The 20561-nt window shown below is 51.5% G+C and carries 17 protein-coding genes and 2 pseudogenes; 15 read left to right on the top strand and 4 right to left on the bottom strand.

The features are described from left to right. The first annotated feature begins 6 nt into the window (after positions 1-6). The 9 genes from NSQ51_RS16585 (at position 7) to rlmH (ending at position 9523) form a co-directional block, all read left to right on the top strand. The gene (locus NSQ51_RS16585) at positions 7-1293 is read left to right on the top strand and encodes an adenylosuccinate synthase (RefSeq protein ID WP_033016911.1); all 1287 of its coding nucleotides are present in this window, start codon (positions 7-9) and stop codon (positions 1291-1293) included. Positions 1294-1985: 692 nt separating this feature from the next. Continuing rightward, positions 1986-2699, top strand: a complete 714-nt coding sequence (yycF, locus tag NSQ51_RS16580; protein ID WP_049625405.1) for a response regulator YycF — start codon at positions 1986-1988, stop codon at positions 2697-2699. 6 nt (positions 2700-2705) lie between these two features. Beyond that, positions 2706-4535, top strand: coding sequence for a cell wall metabolism sensor histidine kinase WalK (gene walK, locus NSQ51_RS16575; protein ID WP_121649995.1), 1830 nt, complete (start codon positions 2706-2708; stop codon positions 4533-4535). Beyond that, positions 4528-5856, top strand: coding sequence for a two-component system activity regulator YycH (yycH, locus tag NSQ51_RS16570; protein ID WP_121649996.1), 1329 nt, complete (start codon positions 4528-4530; stop codon positions 5854-5856). The genes walK and yycH overlap by 8 nt, the downstream gene beginning before the upstream one ends. Further along, a complete protein-coding gene (yycI, locus tag NSQ51_RS16565; protein ID WP_033016892.1) occupies positions 5843-6628 on the top strand; it encodes a two-component system regulatory protein YycI in 786 nt (261 codons plus the stop codon). The genes yycH and yycI overlap by 14 nt, the downstream gene beginning before the upstream one ends. Positions 6629-6634: 6 nt before the next feature. Continuing rightward, positions 6635-7429 carry an MBL fold metallo-hydrolase gene (locus NSQ51_RS16560; RefSeq protein ID WP_049625408.1) on the top strand — a complete coding sequence of 265 codons (795 nt, stop codon included), beginning with the start codon at positions 6635-6637 and terminating at the stop codon, positions 7427-7429. Positions 7430-7530: 101 nt separating this feature from the next. Continuing rightward, positions 7531-8748 (top strand): trypsin-like peptidase domain-containing protein, encoded by a 1218-nt coding sequence (locus NSQ51_RS16555; RefSeq protein WP_049625409.1) that lies wholly within the window; start codon positions 7531-7533, stop codon positions 8746-8748. A 59-nt stretch (positions 8749-8807) separates the two neighbouring features. Continuing rightward, entirely contained in the window at positions 8808-8960 is a 153-nt protein-coding gene (locus NSQ51_RS16550; protein WP_080706568.1) for a CxxH/CxxC protein, read from the top strand. A gap of 83 nt (positions 8961-9043) precedes the next feature. Then, positions 9044-9523, top strand: a complete 480-nt coding sequence (rlmH, locus tag NSQ51_RS16545) for a 23S rRNA (pseudouridine(1915)-N(3))-methyltransferase RlmH (protein ID WP_020754209.1) — start codon at positions 9044-9046, stop codon at positions 9521-9523. A 372-nt stretch (positions 9524-9895) separates the two neighbouring features. On the opposite strand, the gene NSQ51_RS16540 is transcribed toward rlmH, so the two are convergent. Further along, positions 9896-11134 (bottom strand): GGDEF domain-containing protein, encoded by a 1239-nt coding sequence (locus tag NSQ51_RS16540; protein ID WP_049625410.1) that lies wholly within the window; start codon positions 11132-11134, stop codon positions 9896-9898. Between the two features lie 170 nt (positions 11135-11304). Between NSQ51_RS16540 and NSQ51_RS16535 the strand changes: the two genes are divergently transcribed. From NSQ51_RS16535 to NSQ51_RS16515, 5 genes are all read left to right on the top strand, one after another. Beyond that, entirely contained in the window at positions 11305-12585 is a 1281-nt protein-coding gene (locus tag NSQ51_RS16535) for an IS110 family transposase (RefSeq protein ID WP_033013870.1), read from the top strand. Positions 12586-12980: 395 nt separating this feature from the next. Next, positions 12981-13598 (top strand): hypothetical protein, encoded by a 618-nt coding sequence (locus NSQ51_RS16530; protein WP_339239856.1) that lies wholly within the window; start codon positions 12981-12983, stop codon positions 13596-13598. Between the two features lie 30 nt (positions 13599-13628). Beyond that, the gene (locus NSQ51_RS16525; RefSeq protein WP_121678437.1) at positions 13629-14762 is read left to right on the top strand and encodes an IS4 family transposase; all 1134 of its coding nucleotides are present in this window, start codon (positions 13629-13631) and stop codon (positions 14760-14762) included. Beyond that, positions 14755-15231, top strand: a complete 477-nt coding sequence (locus tag NSQ51_RS16520; protein WP_342462718.1) for a transposase — start codon at positions 14755-14757, stop codon at positions 15229-15231. Before NSQ51_RS16525 ends, NSQ51_RS16520 begins: the two co-directional genes overlap by 8 nt. 189 nt (positions 15232-15420) lie before the next feature. Beyond that, positions 15421-16545 (top strand): glycerate kinase, encoded by a 1125-nt coding sequence (locus NSQ51_RS16515; RefSeq protein ID WP_049624462.1) that lies wholly within the window; start codon positions 15421-15423, stop codon positions 16543-16545. A gap of 163 nt (positions 16546-16708) precedes the next feature. Here the strand turns inward: NSQ51_RS16515 and manA are convergent, their stop codons facing one another. After that, the gene (gene manA, locus NSQ51_RS16510; protein ID WP_049624460.1) at positions 16709-17671 is read right to left on the bottom strand and encodes a mannose-6-phosphate isomerase, class I; all 963 of its coding nucleotides are present in this window, start codon (positions 17669-17671) and stop codon (positions 16709-16711) included. A gap of 191 nt (positions 17672-17862) precedes the next feature. Beyond that, a pseudogene (locus tag NSQ51_RS16505) lies at positions 17863-18792 on the bottom strand (FAD-dependent oxidoreductase); the annotation flags it as partial. Between the two features lie 124 nt (positions 18793-18916). Here NSQ51_RS16505 and NSQ51_RS16500 point away from each other — a divergent pair. Next, a complete protein-coding gene (locus NSQ51_RS16500; protein ID WP_049624459.1) occupies positions 18917-20305 on the top strand; it encodes an ATP-binding protein in 1389 nt (462 codons plus the stop codon). 47 nt (positions 20306-20352) lie between these two features. Here NSQ51_RS16500 and NSQ51_RS16495 read toward each other — a convergent pair. After that, positions 20353-20493 (bottom strand): annotated as a pseudogene (locus NSQ51_RS16495) (amino acid permease); the annotation flags it as partial. Positions 20494-20561 lie beyond the last annotated feature (68 nt).

The raw sequence follows: 20561 nt of genomic DNA, 5'->3' as shown, positions 1-20561 counted from the left end.
CTCGCCATGTCGTCAGTCGTTGTTGTCGGCACGCAATGGGGCGATGAAGGAAAAGGGAAAATTACAGACTTTTTATCGGAAAACGCGGAAGTCATTGCCCGGTACCAGGGAGGGAACAACGCCGGACACACGATCGTGTTTAACGGAGAGCGGTATAAGCTTCACTTAATCCCGTCGGGCATTTTTTATAAAGACAAAATTTGCGTCATCGGCAACGGCATGGTCGTTGATCCGAAAGCGCTTGTCGCCGAGCTTTCCTATTTGCATGAGCGCGGCGTTTCGACCGATAATTTGCGCATCAGCAACCGCGCCCATGTCATTTTGCCGTATCATTTGAAATTGGATGGGCTTGAGGAAGAGCGGAAAGGCACCAATAAAATCGGCACGACGAAAAAAGGAATCGGGCCGGCGTACATGGATAAAGCAGCGCGCATCGGCATCCGCATCATCGATTTGCTCGACCGCGATGTGTTTGCGGAAAAGCTGGCCCGCAACTTGGAAGAGAAAAACATGTTGTTCGAAAAAGTGTACGGTGCCGAAGGGTTCCGCTTCGAGGACATTTTTGAAGAGTATTACGAGTATGGCCAGCAAATCGCAAAATACGTCTGTGATACATCGGTCGTATTGAACAACGCGCTTGATGAAGGACGCCGCGTCCTGTTTGAAGGAGCGCAAGGCGTCATGCTCGATATCGACCAAGGGACGTACCCGTTTGTTACGTCTTCCAACCCGGTGGCCGGCGGGGTGACGATCGGTGCTGGCGTTGGCCCGACGAAAATCAAGCACGTCGTCGGAGTGGCAAAAGCCTATACGACGCGCGTCGGCGATGGGCCGTTCCCGACCGAGCTGCATGATGAAATCGGCGACCGCATTCGTGAAGTGGGCCGCGAATATGGGACGACAACCGGCCGTCCGCGCCGCGTCGGCTGGTTTGACAGCGTCGTCGTTCGCCATGCCCGCCGGGTGAGCGGCATCACCGACTTGTCGCTCAATTCGATTGACGTGTTGACCGGCATTGAAACGTTGAAAATTTGCGTCGCCTACCGATATCGCGGTGAAGTGATCGAGGAGTTTCCAGCCAGCTTAAAAGTTTTGGCGGAATGCGAGCCGATTTACGAAGAGCTGCCGGGCTGGACGGAAGATATCACCGGGGTGAGAAGCTTGGACGAGCTGCCGGCCAATGCCCGCCACTATGTCGAACGCATTTCCCAACTCACCGGCATCCCGCTTTCGATTTTCTCTGTCGGTCCGGACCGCTCGCAAACGAACGTCGTCCGCAGCGTTTATGCATAAGCGGCTAGCGGTGAACACCAAAGCATAGATGCACATGCGTCTATGCTTTTTTCATTCGCGGAGGAAAAGCGGTTCCGTCCGTGGTCGGTGTCATGCGCGTGCGTCTATGCCCTTTTCACTGTATAGATGCAACGAAATCGTTTAACATATCCTTGGCGGAAAAGTGGCTCATCCATTTTTGACTGTCGAAGGCAAGCCATAGGCTTGCCTCCGTCACGCTAAGGCGTGACGGAAGACCGAACAACGACTCGCTTAAAGACCCATTCATGGGTCTTTAAGCGGTGTTGTTCGGTCACTTGACATTCGGATGAAATGACCGGTAAAAACGAAAAATGTTAAAGCTTTAAATTGCATCTATATAGATGCAACGAAGAAGTTTAACATATCCTTGACGGAAAAGCGGTTTGTCCATTTTCGACTGTCGAAGGCAAGCCATAGGCTTGCCCCGTCACGCCAAGGCGTGACGGAAGACCGAACAACCACCTGCTTCACAGACCCATATATGGGTCTGTGAAGCGGCGTTGTTCGGTCGCCTGACAGTCGATAAAGGCTGCAAATGGTAAATCTTCAAATTGCATCTATATATATGGTTTGCTCCTCAAAATGGCAGCGGGCAAAGGATGATTTCGTTTTTATAACGTGGTAAATTAATAATGATAGCATTCCATCGCAAAAGGAAGGGCGTGAGCGAGATGGAAAAACGCATTTTAGTTGTTGACGATGAAAAACCGATTGCCGATATTTTGCAATTTAACTTACAAAAAGAAGGGTACGAAGTCATCTGCGCCTATGACGGCGAGGAAGCGCTGCAAAAAGTGGAAGAAACGATGCCGGATTTGATTTTATTGGATATTATGCTGCCGCTGAAAGACGGCATGGAAGTATGCCGCGAGGTGCGGAAAAAATACGACATGCCGATCATCATGCTGACGGCGAAAGATTCCGAGATTGATAAAGTGCTTGGTTTGGAGCTGGGGGCGGACGATTATGTGACAAAGCCGTTCAGCACGCGCGAGCTGCTGGCGCGAGTCAAAGCGAACTTGCGCCGCCATGCGCAAACAGCCAACCAAGAGGAAGTGGAGAATGAAACGAATGAAATCGTCATCGGGCCGCTTGTCATCCGTCCAGATGCGTACGTCGTGCAAAAACGGGGGGAGACGATCGCGTTGACCCAGCGCGAATTTGAACTGCTCCACTATTTGGCGAAACATATCGGCCAAGTGATGACGCGCGAACACTTGCTGCAAACGGTTTGGGGCTACGACTATTACGGCGATGTGCGCACGGTCGATGTGACGGTAAGAAGGCTGCGTGAAAAAATCGAAGACAACCCTTCCCATCCGTCGTGGATCGTCACAAGACGGGGCGTCGGCTATTATTTGCGCAACCCGGAACAGGAGTCATGAGTCGGCATGAAAAAAGTAGGGCCATTTCGTTCGATCCGCTTTAAGTTTGTTATTATTTATGTGCTGCTCATTCTTGTCGCCATGCAAATCATCGGCGTGTATTTTGTCCGTAAGTTGGAAACGGAGCTTGTGCAAAATTTCAAAAACTCACTGAACGAACGGGTGACGCTGCTCGCCTATAACGTCGAGCAGGCAATGAATCGGGAGCGCGATGAAAAAAGCCCGACATTGGAAGAAGACATCCGTTCGCTTCTTCATGATTTCGTTTCCCAAGATATTTCCGAAGTGCGCGTCATTGATGCCAAAGGGAAGGTGTTGGCGACGTCGAATCCGTATATGCAAAACATCGTCGGGAAGCGGACGACGGAGATTTACGTGAAGCGTTCGCTCGTCACCGGCGAAACTGTCGACCGGATGATGCTTGATTCAAGGACAGGCCATCGTATGTACATTTCCTCGACTCCGATTAAGACGAGCGGGGAAGTCAAAGGGGTCATTTACGTTATTGCCTCAATGGAAAACGTCTTTTCGCAAATGCGGCAAATCAACATGATTTTGGCGACTGGGACGGGGATCGCGCTCGCCATTACCGCCGTGCTCGGCATTTTTTTGTCGCGCACCATCACCCGGCCGATTTCCGATATGCGCCGGCAAGCGCTGGCGATGACAAGGGGCGATTTTTCCCGCAAAGTCAAAGTGTACGGCTATGATGAAATCGGCCAGCTGGCGATGACCTTTAACAACTTGACGAAAAAACTGCAGGAAGCGCAGGCGACAACGGAAGGCGAACGGCGCAAGCTTGAGTCGGTGTTGACGCACATGACCGATGGCGTGATCGCGACCGACCGCCGCGGCCGCGTCATTCTCATTAATGATGCGGCGTTAAACATTTTGAATGTTTCACGTGAAACAGTGCTGTCGAGTTCGATCGTCGACGTGCTCGGCATCGCTGACCAATATACGTTTGAAACGCTGCTCGAGGAACGCGACTCACTCATTTTGGATTTCAGCACCGATGAGGAATTGTACATTTTGCGGGCGTCACTATCGGTCATTCAAAAAGAGGGCGGGTTTGTCAACGGGCTGATTGTCGTTTTGCACGACATCACCGAGCACGAAAAAATCGACCGCGAGCGGCGGCAGTTCGTCGCCAATGTCTCGCATGAGCTGCGCACGCCCTTGACGACAATGAAAAGCTATTTAGAGGCATTGGCGGATGGCGCCTGGCAAGATAAAGACATCGCTCCAAGGTTCATTCAAGTCGTGCAAAATGAAACGGAGCGCATGATTCGGCTCGTCAACGACTTGCTTCATCTGTCGAAGCTCGACAGCAAAGATTACAAGCTGAAAAAGACATGGATCAATTTTTCGGCTTATTTTCATAAAGTGATTGACCGTTTTGAACTGACAAAAAGCGATAACATCCGGTTCGTTCGCAAAATTCCGCGCCAGGCGATTTTCATCGAAGTGGATGAGGACAAAATCACACAAGTATTGGACAACATCATTTCCAATGCGTTGAAATACTCTCCGCAAGGCGGGACGATCACGTTCCGCGTCCGCGAGCTGGCCGACGAGATCATTGTCAGCGTCAGCGACGAAGGGGTCGGCATCCCGAAGGCCGATTTGGCGAAAATTTTTGAGCGTTTTTACCGGGTCGATAAGGCGCGGTCGCGCAAATTGGGCGGCACCGGCCTCGGACTGGCCATTGCCAAAGAAGTCGTGCTCGCCCATGGCGGGACGATTTGGGCGGAAAGCAAAGAACATAAAGGGACGACGATTTATTTTACGCTACCGCTAGAACGGGAGCAAAAGGATGACTGGTACGATGTATGAAGCGATCAAAACAGTTGTGTTGACGTCGCTTGTGCTCATCAGCATTATGATGACGTTTGCTTTATGGACGTATCATCCTAAATATGACGTGCTGCAAAACGACGAGTATATTCAGCACGTTTCCGTCAGCAATACGCAAGTTGATACGGAGATGGTCGTGCAGCCAAAGCAGGTGCTCATCCATAAAGGCGGAGCCCACTACGCCCTCACGAAAGAGGAAAAGAAAAATGAAGTGCTGAAAGAAGTCAAAAAATGGGCGCTCGACGATTTTGAGAACATTTCATCTTCCGTCCCGCAAGGAAAGTTTTTGTCGTTTTTAGACGGAAAAGAGCGGCTGGAAATCATTTACCCAGACGAGCTGCCGATCGATATTTACCGGTTGATCTTCACGGTGGAAGATAGAGGGCTTGATGGCTTGGCATTTGACCGCATTCTCGTTCCATTCAGTGAAGGGGATAAATTCCCAGTCTATTTTATCGCAACCGATAAGCACAAAATTTATAAGGCGACCGCCAGTGACGCTTCGCAGGACGCCATCAGCCGGCTGGCGAAGGAGGCCAACCATTTTCCCCGTTATTTCGCTTATCCGGTCAGTGAGACGAAGCAGCTTTATTTGCCGGAAAAAGAAGTGGAGCTTAGCAGTTTGCAATACTACACCGATGAGTTGGACGCCGATAAGTTTAAAGAAGCGCTGTTTAGCGACCCGAGCGTTGTGAAAAAGGACTTGATTCCGTTTGGCGAGGAGTACACCGATGGTTCGCGGCTGATGGACGTCGATTTCTTTCAGCGCATGCTGCTGTATGTCAATCCGGCAGCCCGTGTCTCCAATATGGGCCAAACTGATCAAGAAACTCACTTCATTCAAAAAAGCATTGATTTTGTCAATGAACATGGCGGCTGGACTGATTTATACCATTTTGCCCGTTGGAGTGAAGAAGATCGGAAAGTCATTTTCCGGCTTGTTGTCAACGGGTATCCGGTTTTTAATGAATACGGCATGTCGGAAATCGTGGAGACGTGGGGGGCGAGCGATTTAATGAAATATCAGCGTCCGCTCTTCCGTCTGGAAATCCCCGACCGCACCCGAACCCCGAAAACGCTGCCGTCCGGCCGTGAGATCGTCAAACAGCTTGAACAAGCGAAAGGCGTTCGTAAATCGCTCGTGAAAGATATCGCCATCGGCTACGAGCTCGTCAAAGATCCGGAACGGGAGAAAGTGATTCGTCTGGAACCGGCGTGGTTTTATTTGTACGAGCAAACGTGGAAAAAAGTGAGCGACGATGGGGACGGCGGAGGAGGGGGAACGAATGGATTGGAGTAAAACGAAGACGATTTTCATCATTGTGTTCCTCATCCTCGACTGCTTTTTAGTGTATCAGTTTATGGAAAAACGAAACAGCAGCCAGCTTGATGTCATTTTGGAAACGACCATTGAAGAGCAGCTCGAAGCGAACGGCATCACGTATGTGGAGCTGCCGAAAGAAGTGACGAAAGCGGCGTACGTCAGCGGCAAAAGCCGAGAGTTTACCGCCGCCGATACGAAAAAACTGTCCGCGCAAAAAGCAAAAATCGAAGAAGGAGAAACGAAATTGAAAGGAACGTTTCTCCATCCCATTGCTTTAAATGTCAGCGACCCGTACCAGTTGCGCGAGTTTTTGCGGCGCTATATTTTGGATGGGGAGCAGTACGCCCTTTGGTCATTTGATGAAGGGGAAGGAACGGTAATTTGTTACCAAGTGTACGAAGGCAAAATGATTTATGGCAACGAAAACAGCAAGCTCATCATTCATGTCAATAAGCAGCAAAAAGCGGTTTCTTATGAACAGACGATGCTCGATGACTTGGAAAAATACGAGCGGAAACAAGACATCGTTCCGGCCATTAAAGCTCTTGAGACGCTGTACCGGAAAGGATATTTGCAGCCGGGCGACCGCGTCACGAAAGTGGAGCTTGGCTACTATGGCCTCGTCCAGTTTACCGCTTCCCAAGTGTTGACGCCGACATGGCATATCGTCGTCAATCGGAAAGAAGATTATTTTGTGAATGCGTTTGAAGGACAAGTCATTACCGATGAAGGAAGTGTGTTGGAGTGAGCTTGAATGACGATGCGATTTAGTGTACTGGCCAGCGGCAGCACCGGCAACGCGTTTTACGTTGAAACGGACCGCCAACGCTTGCTCGTCGACGCCGGGTTGAGCGGCAGGCAGCTTGAGCAGCTGTTTGCCGAAATCGGCCGCCATCCAAAGGAGCTTGATGGGCTGCTTGTCACCCATGAACATAGCGACCACATTAAAGGGCTTGGGGTGCTCGCTCGCAAATACCGCCTGCCTGTGTATGCGAATGAAAAAACATGGCGGGCGATGGAACAGGTCGTCGGCGACATTCCGGCCGAACAAAAATTTGTCTTTCCACTCGGCGCGGTGAGGACGTTCGGCGATGTGGATGTCGAATCGTTTGGCGTCTCTCACGATGCGGTTGAACCGATGTTTTACGTCTTTCACTACGGGGGAAAAAAGCTTGCGTTGCTCACCGACACCGGCTACGTGAGCGAGCGGATCAAAAAGACGATCGAAAATGCGGATGTGTTCGTGTTTGAAAGCAACCACGACGTCGGGATGCTGCGGATGGGGAGGTATCCGTGGAGCGTCAAGCGCCGCATTTTAAGCGATGTCGGCCATATTTCGAACGAGGAAGCAGGGCTGGCGCTTGCCGATGTGATCGGGGAGCGGACAAAACAAGTGTATTTGGCTCATTTAAGTCAAGATAACAATATGAAAGAGCTGGCGCGCATGACTGTGGCGCAAATATTGGAACAAAGAGGGCTGGCAGTCGGCGCCCGCTTTCATTTATACGACACCGATCCCCGTCGGGCGACCGCGTTGGCGTATGTATGAGAGGCGTTTTGGCTAAACTGGGGAAAATGTGTTTGTTGGATTTTTTTCTCTATTGATGATTATAATGAGGGATGAAGACGAATGTGGAAAGGGTGGTGAATGTGGGATATTACGATGACCATTACGAAGCGCACGGGCAAACGAGACGGAAACGGCGCAGCGGTTCGTTTTTGTCCACGCTTGTCGGCGCTGTGTTAGGAGGATTGCTTGTCCTCATGTCCATTCCGGCGCTTTCCCGTTGGGACGTCCTCCCGTACGACGTCGTGCCGTCGCAAGAGGAACGAGGGAAGCCGGAAGGGGAAAGTGAAGCTCCTGCGGTTCGGCAAAGCGTTTCCGTCGATGTGACGACGGCGGTGACAAAGGCGATCGACCAAGTATCGGATGCGGTTGTCGGCGTTGTCAACATTCAAGAAGCCAGCTTCTGGTCGCAAGGAGGCGAGGCTGGCGTCGGATCGGGCGTCATTTACAAGAAAGCGGGAGGACGGGCGTTTATCGTCACGAACCATCATGTTGTTGAAAACGCCAGTCAGCTCGAAGTGAGCCTCAAAGATGGGACGAGAGTGCCGGCGAAGCTGCTGGGCAGCGATGTGCTAATGGACTTGGCTGTGCTGGAAATCGATGCAAAGCATGTGAAAAAGGTGGCTGAGTTCGGCGACTCCGACGCGGTAAAGCCAGGAGAGCCGGTCATCGCCATCGGCAACCCGCTTGGCCTGCAGTTTGCCGGGTCGGTGACGCAAGGCATTATTTCCGGGACGAACCGGACGGTGGAAGTTGACTTGGACCAGGACGGCTCTCCGGATTGGAATGCGGAAGTATTGCAGACAGACGCAGCCATTAACCCGGGCAACAGCGGCGGCGCCCTCGTCAACATCAAAGGGCAAGTCATTGGCATTAATTCGATGAAAATCGCCCAAGAGGCGGTTGAAGGCATCGGATTTGCGATCCCGATCAACACAGCCATTCCGATCATTTCGGACTTGGAAAAATACGGACAAGTGCGCCGTCCATATATGGGCGTTGAACTTCGCTCGCTGAGCGACATCCCATCGTACCATTTGCAGGCGACGCTTCATTTGCCGCCGAATGTAACAGAAGGGGCTGCGGTCATCCGAGTCGTGCCGATGTCGCCAGCCGCCCAGGCAGGCTTAAAACAGTTTGATGTCATCGTGGCGCTTGATGGCGAAAAAATCCGCAATGTGCTCGACTTGCGCAAATATTTGTATACGAAAAAATCGATCGGCGACCGGATGGAAGTCACGTTTTATCGTGATGGGGAAAAACGCACGGTCACGATGAAGTTGACGCGTGAGTCGTATTAAACGAAAACGATGGAGGAGCGGAAACGCTCCTTCTTTTTTCCACAAGGAAAGGAGCGAGAATGATGATATTCACATGTGAGGAGCACATCGATATGGCCATTGACGAATATGTGGATGAGACGGAGCAGGCCCCTGATGTCATGTTTGTGGATAACAGCGAAAAACTGTGCCGTTTTTGCAAGAAAAAGGCTGTCTATGCCGTAGGATGCTGATGTTTTTGCACAATATGTGGATATGTGTTGTGTATATGTGGATAAATATTGTTGATAAGTTGTTTGTAAGGTGGGGATGATGTGTGCATATTTCCATTGCTGCTGTGGGCAAATTGAAGGAAAAATATTTAATTCAAGGGATCAATGAGTACACAAAGCGTCTGTCCGCATATGCAAAAATTGAGATCATTGAGGTCGCCGATGAAAAAACCTCCGAACGGGCAAGCGAACTTGAGGAAGAGCAAATCAGACAGCGGGAAGGCGAGCGGCTGTTGGCGAAAATTCCGCATGACGCCCACGTCATCGCGCTTGCGATTGAAGGAAAGATGAAATCGTCCGAGCAATTTGCTGCCCGTCTCGATGAGCTCGCCACCTATGGCAAAAGCAAGGTAGTGTTCGTCATCGGCGGCTCGCTTGGCTTAAGCAAACAAGTGATGGCGCGCGCTGACGAGGCGTTGTCGTTTTCGAAAATGACGTTTCCTCACCAGCTCATGCGTCTCATTTTGCTCGAGCAGATTTACCGCGCATTTCGGATCAACCGGGGGGAGCCGTATCACAAGTGAGCCGTCCCCTTTTACTTTGGGGGATGTTTTTTTAATACTTTTTTCTCAGTTTAGCTGGTTTTGTTCCGATAATGTTTCGTGTGATACATAAATGGTGACACGATGTTCGGACGTTTTATCGGCAAACAACGACTTTAACATCGCCCCAAGAGGCAAGGGGTATGCGTCGTTAGTCGCCGTAACAAGATGAATCAAAGGGCCCTCACCACCTTATTGAACTATTCCTCTTCTGTCATCCATTACTGAAAAGGATGAAGAAGTTTGCCTTGGCAGTGCAGCCGAGGATAGCCCCATTTTTTCGTTAATGTATGGTGGCTGCGCCGTTTTTGCTTAGGCCGGACGGTGCGGAGAAAACAAAAAGGAGCTGCCCCGTCACGCAACTCCCCCGCATTGGGCTGATACTTTATTTTTGCCGCTTTCTTTCGAACGGAGCAATAAATGGTCGGCATAAATGTACGCTTTTTCAATTGACATCGTTCCTTCTGCTTGACAAAAGTAAAGACCAAACGACGACGTATAGGCAATGGGACGTTTCGCCGCCATATAATCGACCAACACGGTGCTGCGGCGCACGGCTTCTCGAATCTCCTCGACAAGCCGGACGCTCTCTTCAAACGTGCGATGACGCAAAAACATCGTAAATTCTTCACCGCCGCTGCGGAACAAAAAATCGCCCTCTTTGAGAAACTGTTTCAAGGTTGAGGCAAAATGGCGGATCACCTCGTCGCCAACAGCGTGGTTGTACGTGTCATTAATCGATTTAAAATTGTCAATATCTGCGACGACAACGCCGATCCATTCGCCTGTCCCATTCAGCTTGGCGATCGTTTTGTCCATGTAGGCGCGGTTATGGACGCCGGTGAGAAAATCGGTGTACGCCATCTTCTCAAACTGATCGCGCTCCAGTTTATGACGGATGCTTTGCGATTTGGAAAAAAACGAGCGACTGACAAAGTAATTAAGCAAAAACAAACTTAAAAGCATATCCCACCGCTGTTCTTGCAAAAAGAGAAATAACAGACCATTTGTCAGCGCCGTTTTTCCCATGTCCGTCCAGCTTCTTGTTTTAATAAACTCAAGCGCTTCGCCTTGTGTCCGAATATCGCCGGTGAGATAAAAAACGATGATGAGACAGCAATCAGTCAGCAATGAAACGATGACGACGAGCAGAAAAACGAGCAGCCAAAAACCGATAAGCGGAACGGATTGAAACAGCGGGTTAAGGAGGTTGTATAGAGCGAACGCCAATGAGTTGAACGTCACAAATGAGCCGATGTTGTACAACGTGTGCAGCCATTCATCCGGTTCCGCTGTTTTTAAATATTTCTTTGTCAGATGTTCAGTCAAGCAAAACAGCGATTCAAAAATAAGCAGCCCGAGTGGGCCAGCAAACAAGGAGAACGATAAGCTGTAGTTGATGCCGTAGTCAACCGGGATATTGTTTTTTGTTTTATCGACGACGCGCAAGTGCGAATACAAGCTGGAAAACAGCCAATAAAACAGCAAGGCGATCATATATGTACGATCGAAGGAAGGCGGTTTTGACATAACCGCAACAGCAATCGATGCGAAAAAAACGGAAAAAATAACCGGTCGCGCTCGGAATAACATGTCGACTCTCTCTCCTATTATCTGACCTCTGACAACTTCAGCGCTGACGAAGCGATGCTAAAAAGAGCATTCCCGTTAGAAGCTTTTCCGGGGACTTGATCAAAAAAAGCCCTCTTGGTATGATGCAGGGGTGTCAACCACATCACTCACCATACCAAGGAGGACTTCAGATGAATTGTACACAAAACTATAAAATTGATCAAGTTACGGAACAAACGCTTGTCGTGGGCATCGATATCGCGAAACGAACCCACTACGCCTGCTTCGTGGATGACCGGGGGCGCGTGCTTCGCAAGTCGTTCCCGATCTTCCAGTCGAAAGAGGGGTTTCAGCAGCTGTATAAAGCGATTCAGGAGGCGATGCAAGCGTTTGGGAAGTCAGAGGTGATCGTCGCGGTGGAGCCGACCGGGCACTACTGGTTGAACCTGGCCTACTTCCTCGAGGAGCACGGGATCCCGTTGGTCATGGTCAACCCGGCGCATGTGTGCCGGTCGAAAGAACTCGATGACAACCTGCCGACGAAACACGACGCCAAAGACGCCCTGGTCATTGCCAGACTGGCAAAAGACGGACGATTCCTCGTTCCCCGGCTGCTGCACGAGATCGAAGCCGATTTGCGCGTGGGAAGCACGCTCAAAGAGAAGCTCCGCAAGGAACAGACGGCGGTGAAAAACGCGATCGTCCGCTGGACGGATCGGTATTTTCCAGAGTTTTGGACCGTGTTTCGTGACTTGGGGAAAACGGCGCTTTCGGTGTTGGAGTGGACGCCGCTTCCGGCTGATATGGCCGGTCGGACCGCCGAGGAGCTCATCGAGGTGTACCGGCAAAGCAAAGGGATGAAATGCCCGCAGAAGGCCAAAATTCAGGCGTTGATCAACACCGCGAAGGACTCGATTGGGGTGACGGAAGGGACAGCGATGGCCCGGTTTGAGATCGCCGCGCTCGTCCGCCGATACCGCCAATTGGAGGCGGAGATCGCTGCACTGGACGCCGAGTTGAAGGCATTGGTTCAAACGACGATGGAGTACCAATGGTTGAAAACGGTCGACGGGTTGGGAGACGCCACGATCATCGATCTGCTGGCGGAGATCGGCAGCTTCGCCCATTATCGGGACCCGCGCCAATTGGTGAAGTTGGCGGGCCTGACGCTCAAGGAGAACTCCTCCGGCCAGCGCAAAGGGCAAAAGCACATCTCCAAACGGGGACGGAAACGGTTGCGCTCGGTGCTGTTTCGGGCGATGATTCCGCTGATTCGGCATAACGAGGCGTTTCGCGAGCTGCATGAGTATTATACGACCCGATCCGTCAATCCGCTGACCGGAAAGCAGTCCATCGTCGCCTTGTGCCGGAAGCTGTTGAATGTGCTGTTTGCGATTTGTACGAAGAAACAAGCGTTTGACGCGGAGCGAATGAAACAGGACGTCTTGTCCCAGGTGCAACGGGCGGCCTAAGGCCTCCCCCTGCGAACGGAAGAATCGTTGGACAACGAGATGACACCGGAGAAGCTGGCGTGATTTCATCCATTCGACCTTGAGTCCCTAAAGGAGCTTGGCCGGCCTCCGCCTGATGACGAGACCGAACGAGGGAATGTTGGCGCGAAGACGCCCGGAGACATGGGAGGGTTCGTCCTCATCAGCGACGCGGAGATCCAAAGGGTGCATCGAATATGCTTCCCCCCACGGCAGGAAAATATCCCCAGCCGTGGCCGCGAAGCGCACCCTAGGTCTGTAAGATATCCACAAAACTGAAAAAGGATGTAAGGGATTTTGTCGAAAAATATTTTTTGGACACCCCTGAGGGGCCGAAAAGCCTTGATACATCAACATTTCTAGAGGGAGGTGAAAGGATGTATCGAACGGTCAAAATACCTTTTCAAACATCAAAAAAAGATATCGATCGATTATTCGAATGCAACCGAATATCGGCTCAAATTTGGAATGACTGTTTAGTCATTGCCAAAAACTATGCATTAAAGAATAATGGAAAATGGATCAACCAAACCGAACTTCAAAAACAAACGAAGGGCAAATACCCGATCCATAGCCAAAGCATTCAAGCCGTATGCCATAAATATTTGAACGCCAGAGACAGCGCCAAAAAAGCCAAACAAAAAGGGCTAGATAACAAATATCCGTACAAACAGAAAAAATATTTCAACACGAAATGGGCAAATAACGGATTTATCATTCACCCAAATGGGACCATTGAACTGAAAATGGGTCGCTGGGAAAGAAAAAACCAACCTCCTATTGTAGTGAAAATCGATAAAGAACAAATTCCAAACGGCACTGTCAAAGAAATCGAACTCATTTTTGATGCGAAACATTGGAAACTCATGCTTTGCCTCAGTTATGAAAACGGTGAACAACCAACTACTAAAAAAGAAGGAACCAGGCGTGTTGATTATCCAATAAAATCCAAAGGGTATAGAAAAAAGAGCACCTTTCCTGTAGAATGTGAGTAGCAACACAAACAAACCCAGGAGGTGCTCTCTATGAACAAGCATACCACACTCCCGAATTTGATGCAAAAACTTGTTTCGGATGAAGAGATTCAACTGATTGCCGAAGCGGTTGGGTATCGTGATTCGTCTCGAACCTTTACGTTGCGCGAGTTGATTCACTTCTTCCTGCTGGCCGCCATGCATCAATGGAAAAGCTTTCGCCACGGAGCCGATGTGGGGCCTCTGTATGGATTGCCGCGATTCCATTATTCAACTGTATCCAAGAAAGCGAAAGAAGTTCCCTATGACATCATGAAACGCTTGTTGGCGTTGATCATTTCCAAGTGCAACCGCCAAACCCGCCGTTCGCTTCGGTTTCCCAAACCGCTTCGGGTGGTGGATTCGACGACCGTCACGGTCGGGAAAAACCGCCTCCCATGGGCTCCGTATCACGGCGAACGCGCCGGAGTGAAGCTGCACGTCGCGTATTCGCCGGAATCCTCGTTGCCGGCAGACGTGGTGGAAACCATCGGACTGCGTCATGATGGCCCGGTGGGAGAACAGTTGACGAACGCTCAACAAGTGCTGGTGGAAGACCGGGCGTATTTCAAAATCGAACGCCTCGATCGATTTGTGGAGCAGCATCAGCTCTTTGTCATTCGGATGAAGGACAACATCGAACTTCATCAGAAAAAAAGCTTGAACCGCCTTCCGAGCGCATCTTCATCGGTTCAAGCCGACTTCACGTGCCAGTTGGGAACGAAACAATACCGCTCCACCAAGCGTCACCGGGTAGTGATCTTTCGAGATGCGAATGGCCGCGACATTCGGGTCGTGACGAACCTCTTCCATGCGTCTGCGGAAACCATTGCCGACATGTACCAACAACGTTGGACTGTTGAGATCTTTTTCCGTTGGGTGAAGCAATATCTGAATGTCCCGACCTTGTTTGGCACGACGGAAAATGCGGTATACAACCAACTGTTTGCGGCGTTCATCGCGTATGTGTTGCTGCGATGGCTGTATGATCAAACCAAAAAACGGACGAACGTCTCTCTTTCCTTCATTTCGTTTGTTCGCCGTTTTTTCTCTGGGCAGCTTCCTCTCGATTGGAAATCCGGGATGGCCGCTGCTTTGTTTGAGTATGCCCAAATTTATGGAAGGCGTATGTCTAATTTTGGATAATCAACACTCGTGCCGCGCGAAGCAATATATTTTATCGAAAAGCGAAGCGCAATTAAAAGACTGCTTGCATAAAACGACCAAACAATTGGTCGATTGGTGTTTGGAACAAAACGTCAAACATTTCATGATAGGCGATGTCGAAGGCGTCCAGCGCAACAAAAAGAAAAAGCGATCCAAATTGGTGAACCAAAAATTATCGAACTGGTGTTTTGGCAAACTCTACGACTATTTGAAATACAAACTAGAAGCTAAAGGCATCACTTTTGAAAAAGTGGATGAATCGTATACCACGCAAACATGTCCTGTTTGCGGGAAGAAGAAAAAACCTTCTTCTAGAAATTTTATTTGTGCTTGTGGTTATTCTCAGCATCGGGATGTCCATTCGGCATGCAATATTCTTACAAAACACTTATATGGAGAATTCCGACCGATGAAAATAACGAACCACAAGTATCTACGGATCGCGTAAGCGAGAAGTAGTAGATGGTGAGTTCCCACCCTTCATGCTTTGGCATGATGTTGCTTGCTATTTCTTTCTGTTGTGTTTCCGTGCTTGGTCACGAGATACACGGGAAACCCGGTGTATCGTGAAACACCCGGAAAGAAAAAGGCAAGAAACCCCCACTTCAACGCCTACAGGCGTAAGTGGGGGAGGTTCATAGAAAGCCTCTCGGCGCTCGAAGTCGCCGAGGCGGTGGAACGCGGGTTCCGGTCGGTGTTTCCAGAGGCTGAGTACGTGAAAGTGCCGATGGCCGATGGCGGGGAAGGGACGGTGCAGTCGCTTGTTGATGCGACTGGCGGCCGCATCGTGGAAGTGAACGTGACCGGACCGCTCGGTGAGCCGGTGCGGGCGTTTTTTGGCTTGCTCGGCGACGGGAAGACAGCGGTCATCGAGATGGCGGCTGCCTCGGGGCTGCACCTTGTCCCACGCGACCGGCGTAATCCGTTGGTGACGACGACACGGGGGACGGGAGAACTGATCCGAGCAGCGCTTGACGCCGGCGCCACTCATTTGATTATCGGCATTGGCGGCAGCGCGACAAACGATGGCGGGGCCGGCATGGTGCAGGCGCTTGGGGGAAGGCTTTTGGACGAAGACGGCCGGGACATCGGTCCGGGAGGCGGAGCGCTCGCTTATTTGCAGTCGATCGACTTGTCCGGGCTCGATCCGCGTCTAGAGAACGTGCGCATTGATGTCGCATGCGATGTCGATAATCCGCTCACCGGACCGAGAGGCGCGTCCGCCATTTTCGGCCCGCAAAAGGGGGCGACACCGGATATGGTCGCGGTTCTCGACCAGAACTTGACGCACTATGCCGACGTCATCAGCCGCGAACTCGGCAAACAAGTCGGCGACATTCCCGGCGCCGGCGCGGCCGGAGGCTTGGGAGCGGGGTTGCTTGCGTTCCTCCCGGCTGAGCTGAAGCGCGGCGTTGATATTGTGATCGAGACGGTTCAGCTCGCGGAGCGCGTCAAAGGCGCCGATTTAGTCATTACCGGTGAAGGACGGATCGACGGACAGACGATATTCGGAAAAACGCCGATCGGTGTCGCCAAAACGGCGAAGCAGTTCGGCGTCCCGGTCATCGGCATCGCCGGTTCGTTAGGCGACGACAGTGCGGTCGTCTTAGACCATGGCATTGACGCCCTCTTTACAATTGTTCCCGGCGTCATTCCGTTTGAGAAAGCGTTCGAGCAGGCGGAACAGTATGTGACGCAAACGGCGCGGCATATTGCCTCTGTGTATCGTCTCGGTCAAATGAAAGGGACATCTTTCTCCTAAGCGGGGAAGATGATGGGATTTCTTCATGGGTGAAATCCTATTGTTGAACGGCATGTTCTGTTCAGCCGTCCCCTTCTCGGGTGGACAATAGAAAAAGGTGTCCCAAAGGCAAGAGGACACCTTTTTTGTATGTTGCAACCCATTGGTTGAGGAAGTCAGTCGTTTATTTGCCTGTCCGCGGCCACGACGCGATCGCCTGGAGGGAGCCGCGAATGGTGAAACGGCCGAATTGATGCGGCAAAATGAAATGGTCGCCCCGGCGAAGCAAGTATGTCTGTCCTTTGCGGACAAGCTCGCCTTCGCCTTCGAGGATGCTGACGATGAGAAACGGTTTTGCCTGCTCTGATTCGAACGCGCCACGGACGTCCCATTTTTGGACGCCGAAGTAGTCGCCTTCCACGAATGTCATCACAGTCGCGCCCGGGAATTCGGCAACATGGGGGCGGATGTCGATGTCGCGGTGCGGGACAGTCGTGACATCTATTGCTTTGTCAAGATGAAGCTCCCGCCTGCGCCCTTGGCTGTCGACACGGTCGTAGTCGTAGACGCGGTATGTCGTGTCCGAGCTTTGCTGCGTCTCGAGGACGAGCGTTCCTTCGCAAAGGGCGTGGATCGTGCCGCTTGGGACATAGAAGAAGTCGCCCGGGCGGATCGGCACTTTCCGGAGCAAGCGCTCCCACTCCCCCGCCTCCATCATGGCGCGCAGCTGCTCCTTCGTCTCGGCGTAATGGCCGTAAATGAGCTCAGCGCCCGGCTTGCAATCGATGATGTACCAACATTCCGTTTTGCCGAGCTCTCCGCCTTCATGCGTTTTGGCGTATTCATCGTCCGGGTGGACTTGGACGGACAAGTCGGCGTTGGCGTCCAAAATTTTCGTCAACAGCGGAAAGCGATCAGACGGGAAGTGGCCGAACAAATCGCGGCGTTCCTCCCATAATTGACCAAGCGTCATCCCGGCAAACGGTCCGCGGGCGACGACTGTCTGTCCGTGCGGATGGGCGGACACCGCCCAGCATTCCCCTGTTTGCGAAGACGGAATGTCGTAGCCGAATCGTTCGGCGAGCTTCGTGCCGCCCCAAATCCGTTCTTGGAAGACAGGGGTGAGAAAAATCGGTTCAAAGTCCATGCGTCATCCCTCCCGAAAACATCATGTAACGTACAGTCCACTCTCATTTTCATCTTATCACGAAATGCGCGATCGGCAAATGAAAACGATAAGGGGGTTAGGAATATACGCTCCCAACCCCCATTGGAATTCAAGGTCGACATGTCCACTGCAACGATGTTCTGCATGCGCCGCCGTCTCGCGTCAGCGCGTCACTTCGTGTCATCAAGTTCAATGCACGCGAGCGGCTGTTTCGCCGGTCCTTCGATCACATCGCCATCGATCGAGAAGCGCGAGCCATGGCATGGACAGTCCCACGTCTTGTCGCCGCTGTTCCACTCCAGCTCGCAGCCCATATGGGTGCACGTCGTATCAACGACATGAAGCGTTCCCGCCTCGTCCTTATAGGCGCCCGCCCGTTTCCCGTTGACCGAGACGACCGCCCCTTCTCCGCGCGCCAAATCTTGCGGCTGGCGAACAGCTAGTTCGATTTTTCCAACGATCAAGTGTTTGGCGACATCGAGGTTTGTCGTGAAAAATTGCCGCACGCTCGGGTCGGCGTAAAAGCGCGACGGAGAGTACAAGTCGCGATACCGGTTGTCGCGGCCGAGAATGAGGTCGGACAACATCATCCCCGCCGCTGTGCCGTTTGTCATCCTCCACTTCCGGTACCCTGTCGCGACATAAATGTTTGGCGTCCCTGCCGTCATCGGGCCGATATATGGCACTTTATCAAGCGTCGTCAAGTCTTGGGCCGACCAACGGTAACGAATGTCTTTTACCGTAAACAACTGCGAGGCGAACGAGGACAACGCCTCATAATGGCGCATTGTCGGCACCCCTTGGCCGGTCTTATGGTTTTCCCCGCCGATGAGAATAAGCGTCTCGCCATTTGCCGCTGCGGAACGGACCGAGCGCTTCGGGTTGTCGGCGCTCAAGTACATGCCTCCCGGGTATGGCTCTGCAGCTGTGATGGCAATGACATACGAGCGCTCAGCATACATGCGGGAAACATAAAATCCGCCGTCATAAAACGGAAAGTGGGAACAGACGGCGACGTGGTCGCATGTGACCCGCCGTTTGCTGCGCGTCACGACGGACAGCCGCTCTCCTTGTTCAATGTCGGCGACCGGCGTGTGCTCGTTCCACATATCCACAACCCTTTTCTTTTTTTGGCAATCGTCCGCAAGGAGAATAAAAGATGGTACAATAGAAAAAAAGAGGTCAAGACTGTTTTGCAAAAATAATGTTAAAGGAAGATCAAGAGTGAATAAATATACACATTCGTTTCATGAACGCGCCAATGGGTTGGCAGACAGCTTTATTTTAGAGCATTACAGCTTGAGCGAGCTCAATTTTGAGACCGTCAGCCATTACCGGGAGCAGTTTGCCCGCGCCAAACCGGGGCATCCATGGAACAGTCTTGAGACGAAAGAGTTTTTATACAAAATCGGCGCTTGGGGCAAGCTGCGCGACAGCAGCAAAGAAGGACTGACGCTCGCCGGACTCGTGATGTTCAGCGAAGAGCGGATCATTACCGAGGTGCTGCCGCAATATTTTTTAGAATACCGGGAATATGACGGTGCAAAGGCGGCAGGATGGGCGAAGCGGTTCACATCGCAGGATGGAACGTGGTCCGGCAACGCCTATGATTTTTATTTCCGCGTGTTGGCGGAGTTGGAGCGCCACGTTTGGCTTGAGGAAGGGCGTGATCTGCTCGCCGAGGCGCTCGCTAATGCCATCGTTCATGCCGATTACGGGGAAGAAGGCGGCATTACCGTTGAAAAAGAGGACGGGGCGTTTCGATTTGCCAACCCGGGCCGGTTCCGCCTGCCAATTGAAGCCGCTATGGCTGGACAAATGAGCAATCTGCGCAATCCGAACATCTTTAAAATGTTTTTGTTGATCGATGTATGCAAACGCGCAGGATCCGGTTTGAAGCGCATGCATGATTGGCAGGAACGGGCGCTTGTCCAGCCGGTCGATATTTTGCAGCAAATGAATCCAGACCGCACGATCGTGACGTTATGCCCATTGTTGTTTCCAGCTGAGGCGGGGGCGACAATTGAAACAGAAATCAATGAATCATTGCAACAGCAAGAACAAGCATGGATAGAACACGGTGCGGATCAACATGACGTGGACTTCGGAAGTAACGAGGCCAACTACGTAAATAAGGAGCTCAACTCCGTTATTATCGAACAAAACTCCGTAAACAACTCGACGAACTCCTTGAATAGGGAGGCAAACTCCGTAAAAAACGAAGTTGACTCCGTAAATATCCCGTCACGCTCCGTTAATAAAGGTGCAAACTCCGTTAATAAAACGCCAAACTCCGTAAATAATGCTATATCTGTTGATGAAAGGGAGGAAGAAGAGAGAAACGAGGCGATCGATGAGCGGCTGTGGGAGATGGCAGAACTGGCACGTCGAAAAAAGCGGTTGGCTCCGGCGGTTATGGAAGAGATGATCGTCCGCCTGTGCTGCGAGCGACCGCTGCGGCTGAAAGAGTTGGCGACGCTGTTGGAACGGACGCCGGATGGGCTGCGCACCAACTACTTAGGGAAGCTGGTCGACGAAGGGAAAATCCGATTGAAATATCCGGATCAGCCGAACCACCCGCGCCAGGCGTACATCGGCGTCAAAGAAAGATGAGGGACGGGTTGTGCAGTTGCCAACAAATGAAAAGGAAACGGGCTGTTTAACCGTCCGAATGCGGTTGGTGCTTCTTGCTGTTCAGCGAGGTTGAACAGCGTCCGGCTCGTGCTGAAAATGCCGTTGTTGCATGACGATAAAGCCGCAGTCAAGACGACGAAGTTAATGATTCCGGCAGCCGCATGAATGATAGTTTGTAAATGAACAATGTTTCCAAAATATTATTTATAGAATAGTTTGAATAGTTCAGGGAATG

It is taken from the genome of Geobacillus sp. FSL K6-0789 (assembly GCF_038593135.1).
Lineage (GTDB): Bacteria > Bacillota > Bacilli > Bacillales > Anoxybacillaceae > Geobacillus > Geobacillus stearothermophilus.
This window is presented reverse-complemented; position numbering and strand designations above follow the sequence as displayed.

Excerpts from the sequence above, each read along its gene's own strand:
- NSQ51_RS16585 (WP_033016911.1), top strand. The coding sequence starts at position 7 with ATGTCGTCAGTCGTTGTTGTCGGCACGCAATGGGGCGATGAAGGAAAA.
- yycF (WP_049625405.1), top strand. The coding sequence starts at position 1,986 with ATGGAAAAACGCATTTTAGTTGTTGACGATGAAAAACCGATTGCCGAT.
- walK (WP_121649995.1), top strand. The coding sequence starts at position 2,706 with ATGAAAAAAGTAGGGCCATTTCGTTCGATCCGCTTTAAGTTTGTTATT.
- yycH (WP_121649996.1), top strand. The coding sequence starts at position 4,528 with ATGTATGAAGCGATCAAAACAGTTGTGTTGACGTCGCTTGTGCTCATC.
- yycI (WP_033016892.1), top strand. The coding sequence starts at position 5,843 with ATGGATTGGAGTAAAACGAAGACGATTTTCATCATTGTGTTCCTCATC.
- NSQ51_RS16560 (WP_049625408.1), top strand. The coding sequence starts at position 6,635 with ATGACGATGCGATTTAGTGTACTGGCCAGCGGCAGCACCGGCAACGCG.
- NSQ51_RS16550 (WP_080706568.1), top strand. The coding sequence starts at position 8,808 with ATGATGATATTCACATGTGAGGAGCACATCGATATGGCCATTGACGAA.
- NSQ51_RS16540 (WP_049625410.1), bottom strand. The coding sequence starts at position 11,134 with ATGTTATTCCGAGCGCGACCGGTTATTTTTTCCGTTTTTTTCGCATCG.
- NSQ51_RS16535 (WP_033013870.1), top strand. The coding sequence starts at position 11,305 with ATGAATTGTACACAAAACTATAAAATTGATCAAGTTACGGAACAAACG.
- NSQ51_RS16530 (WP_339239856.1), top strand. The coding sequence starts at position 12,981 with ATGTATCGAACGGTCAAAATACCTTTTCAAACATCAAAAAAAGATATC.
- NSQ51_RS16525 (WP_121678437.1), top strand. The coding sequence starts at position 13,629 with ATGAACAAGCATACCACACTCCCGAATTTGATGCAAAAACTTGTTTCG.
- manA (WP_049624460.1), bottom strand. The coding sequence starts at position 17,671 with ATGGACTTTGAACCGATTTTTCTCACCCCTGTCTTCCAAGAACGGATT.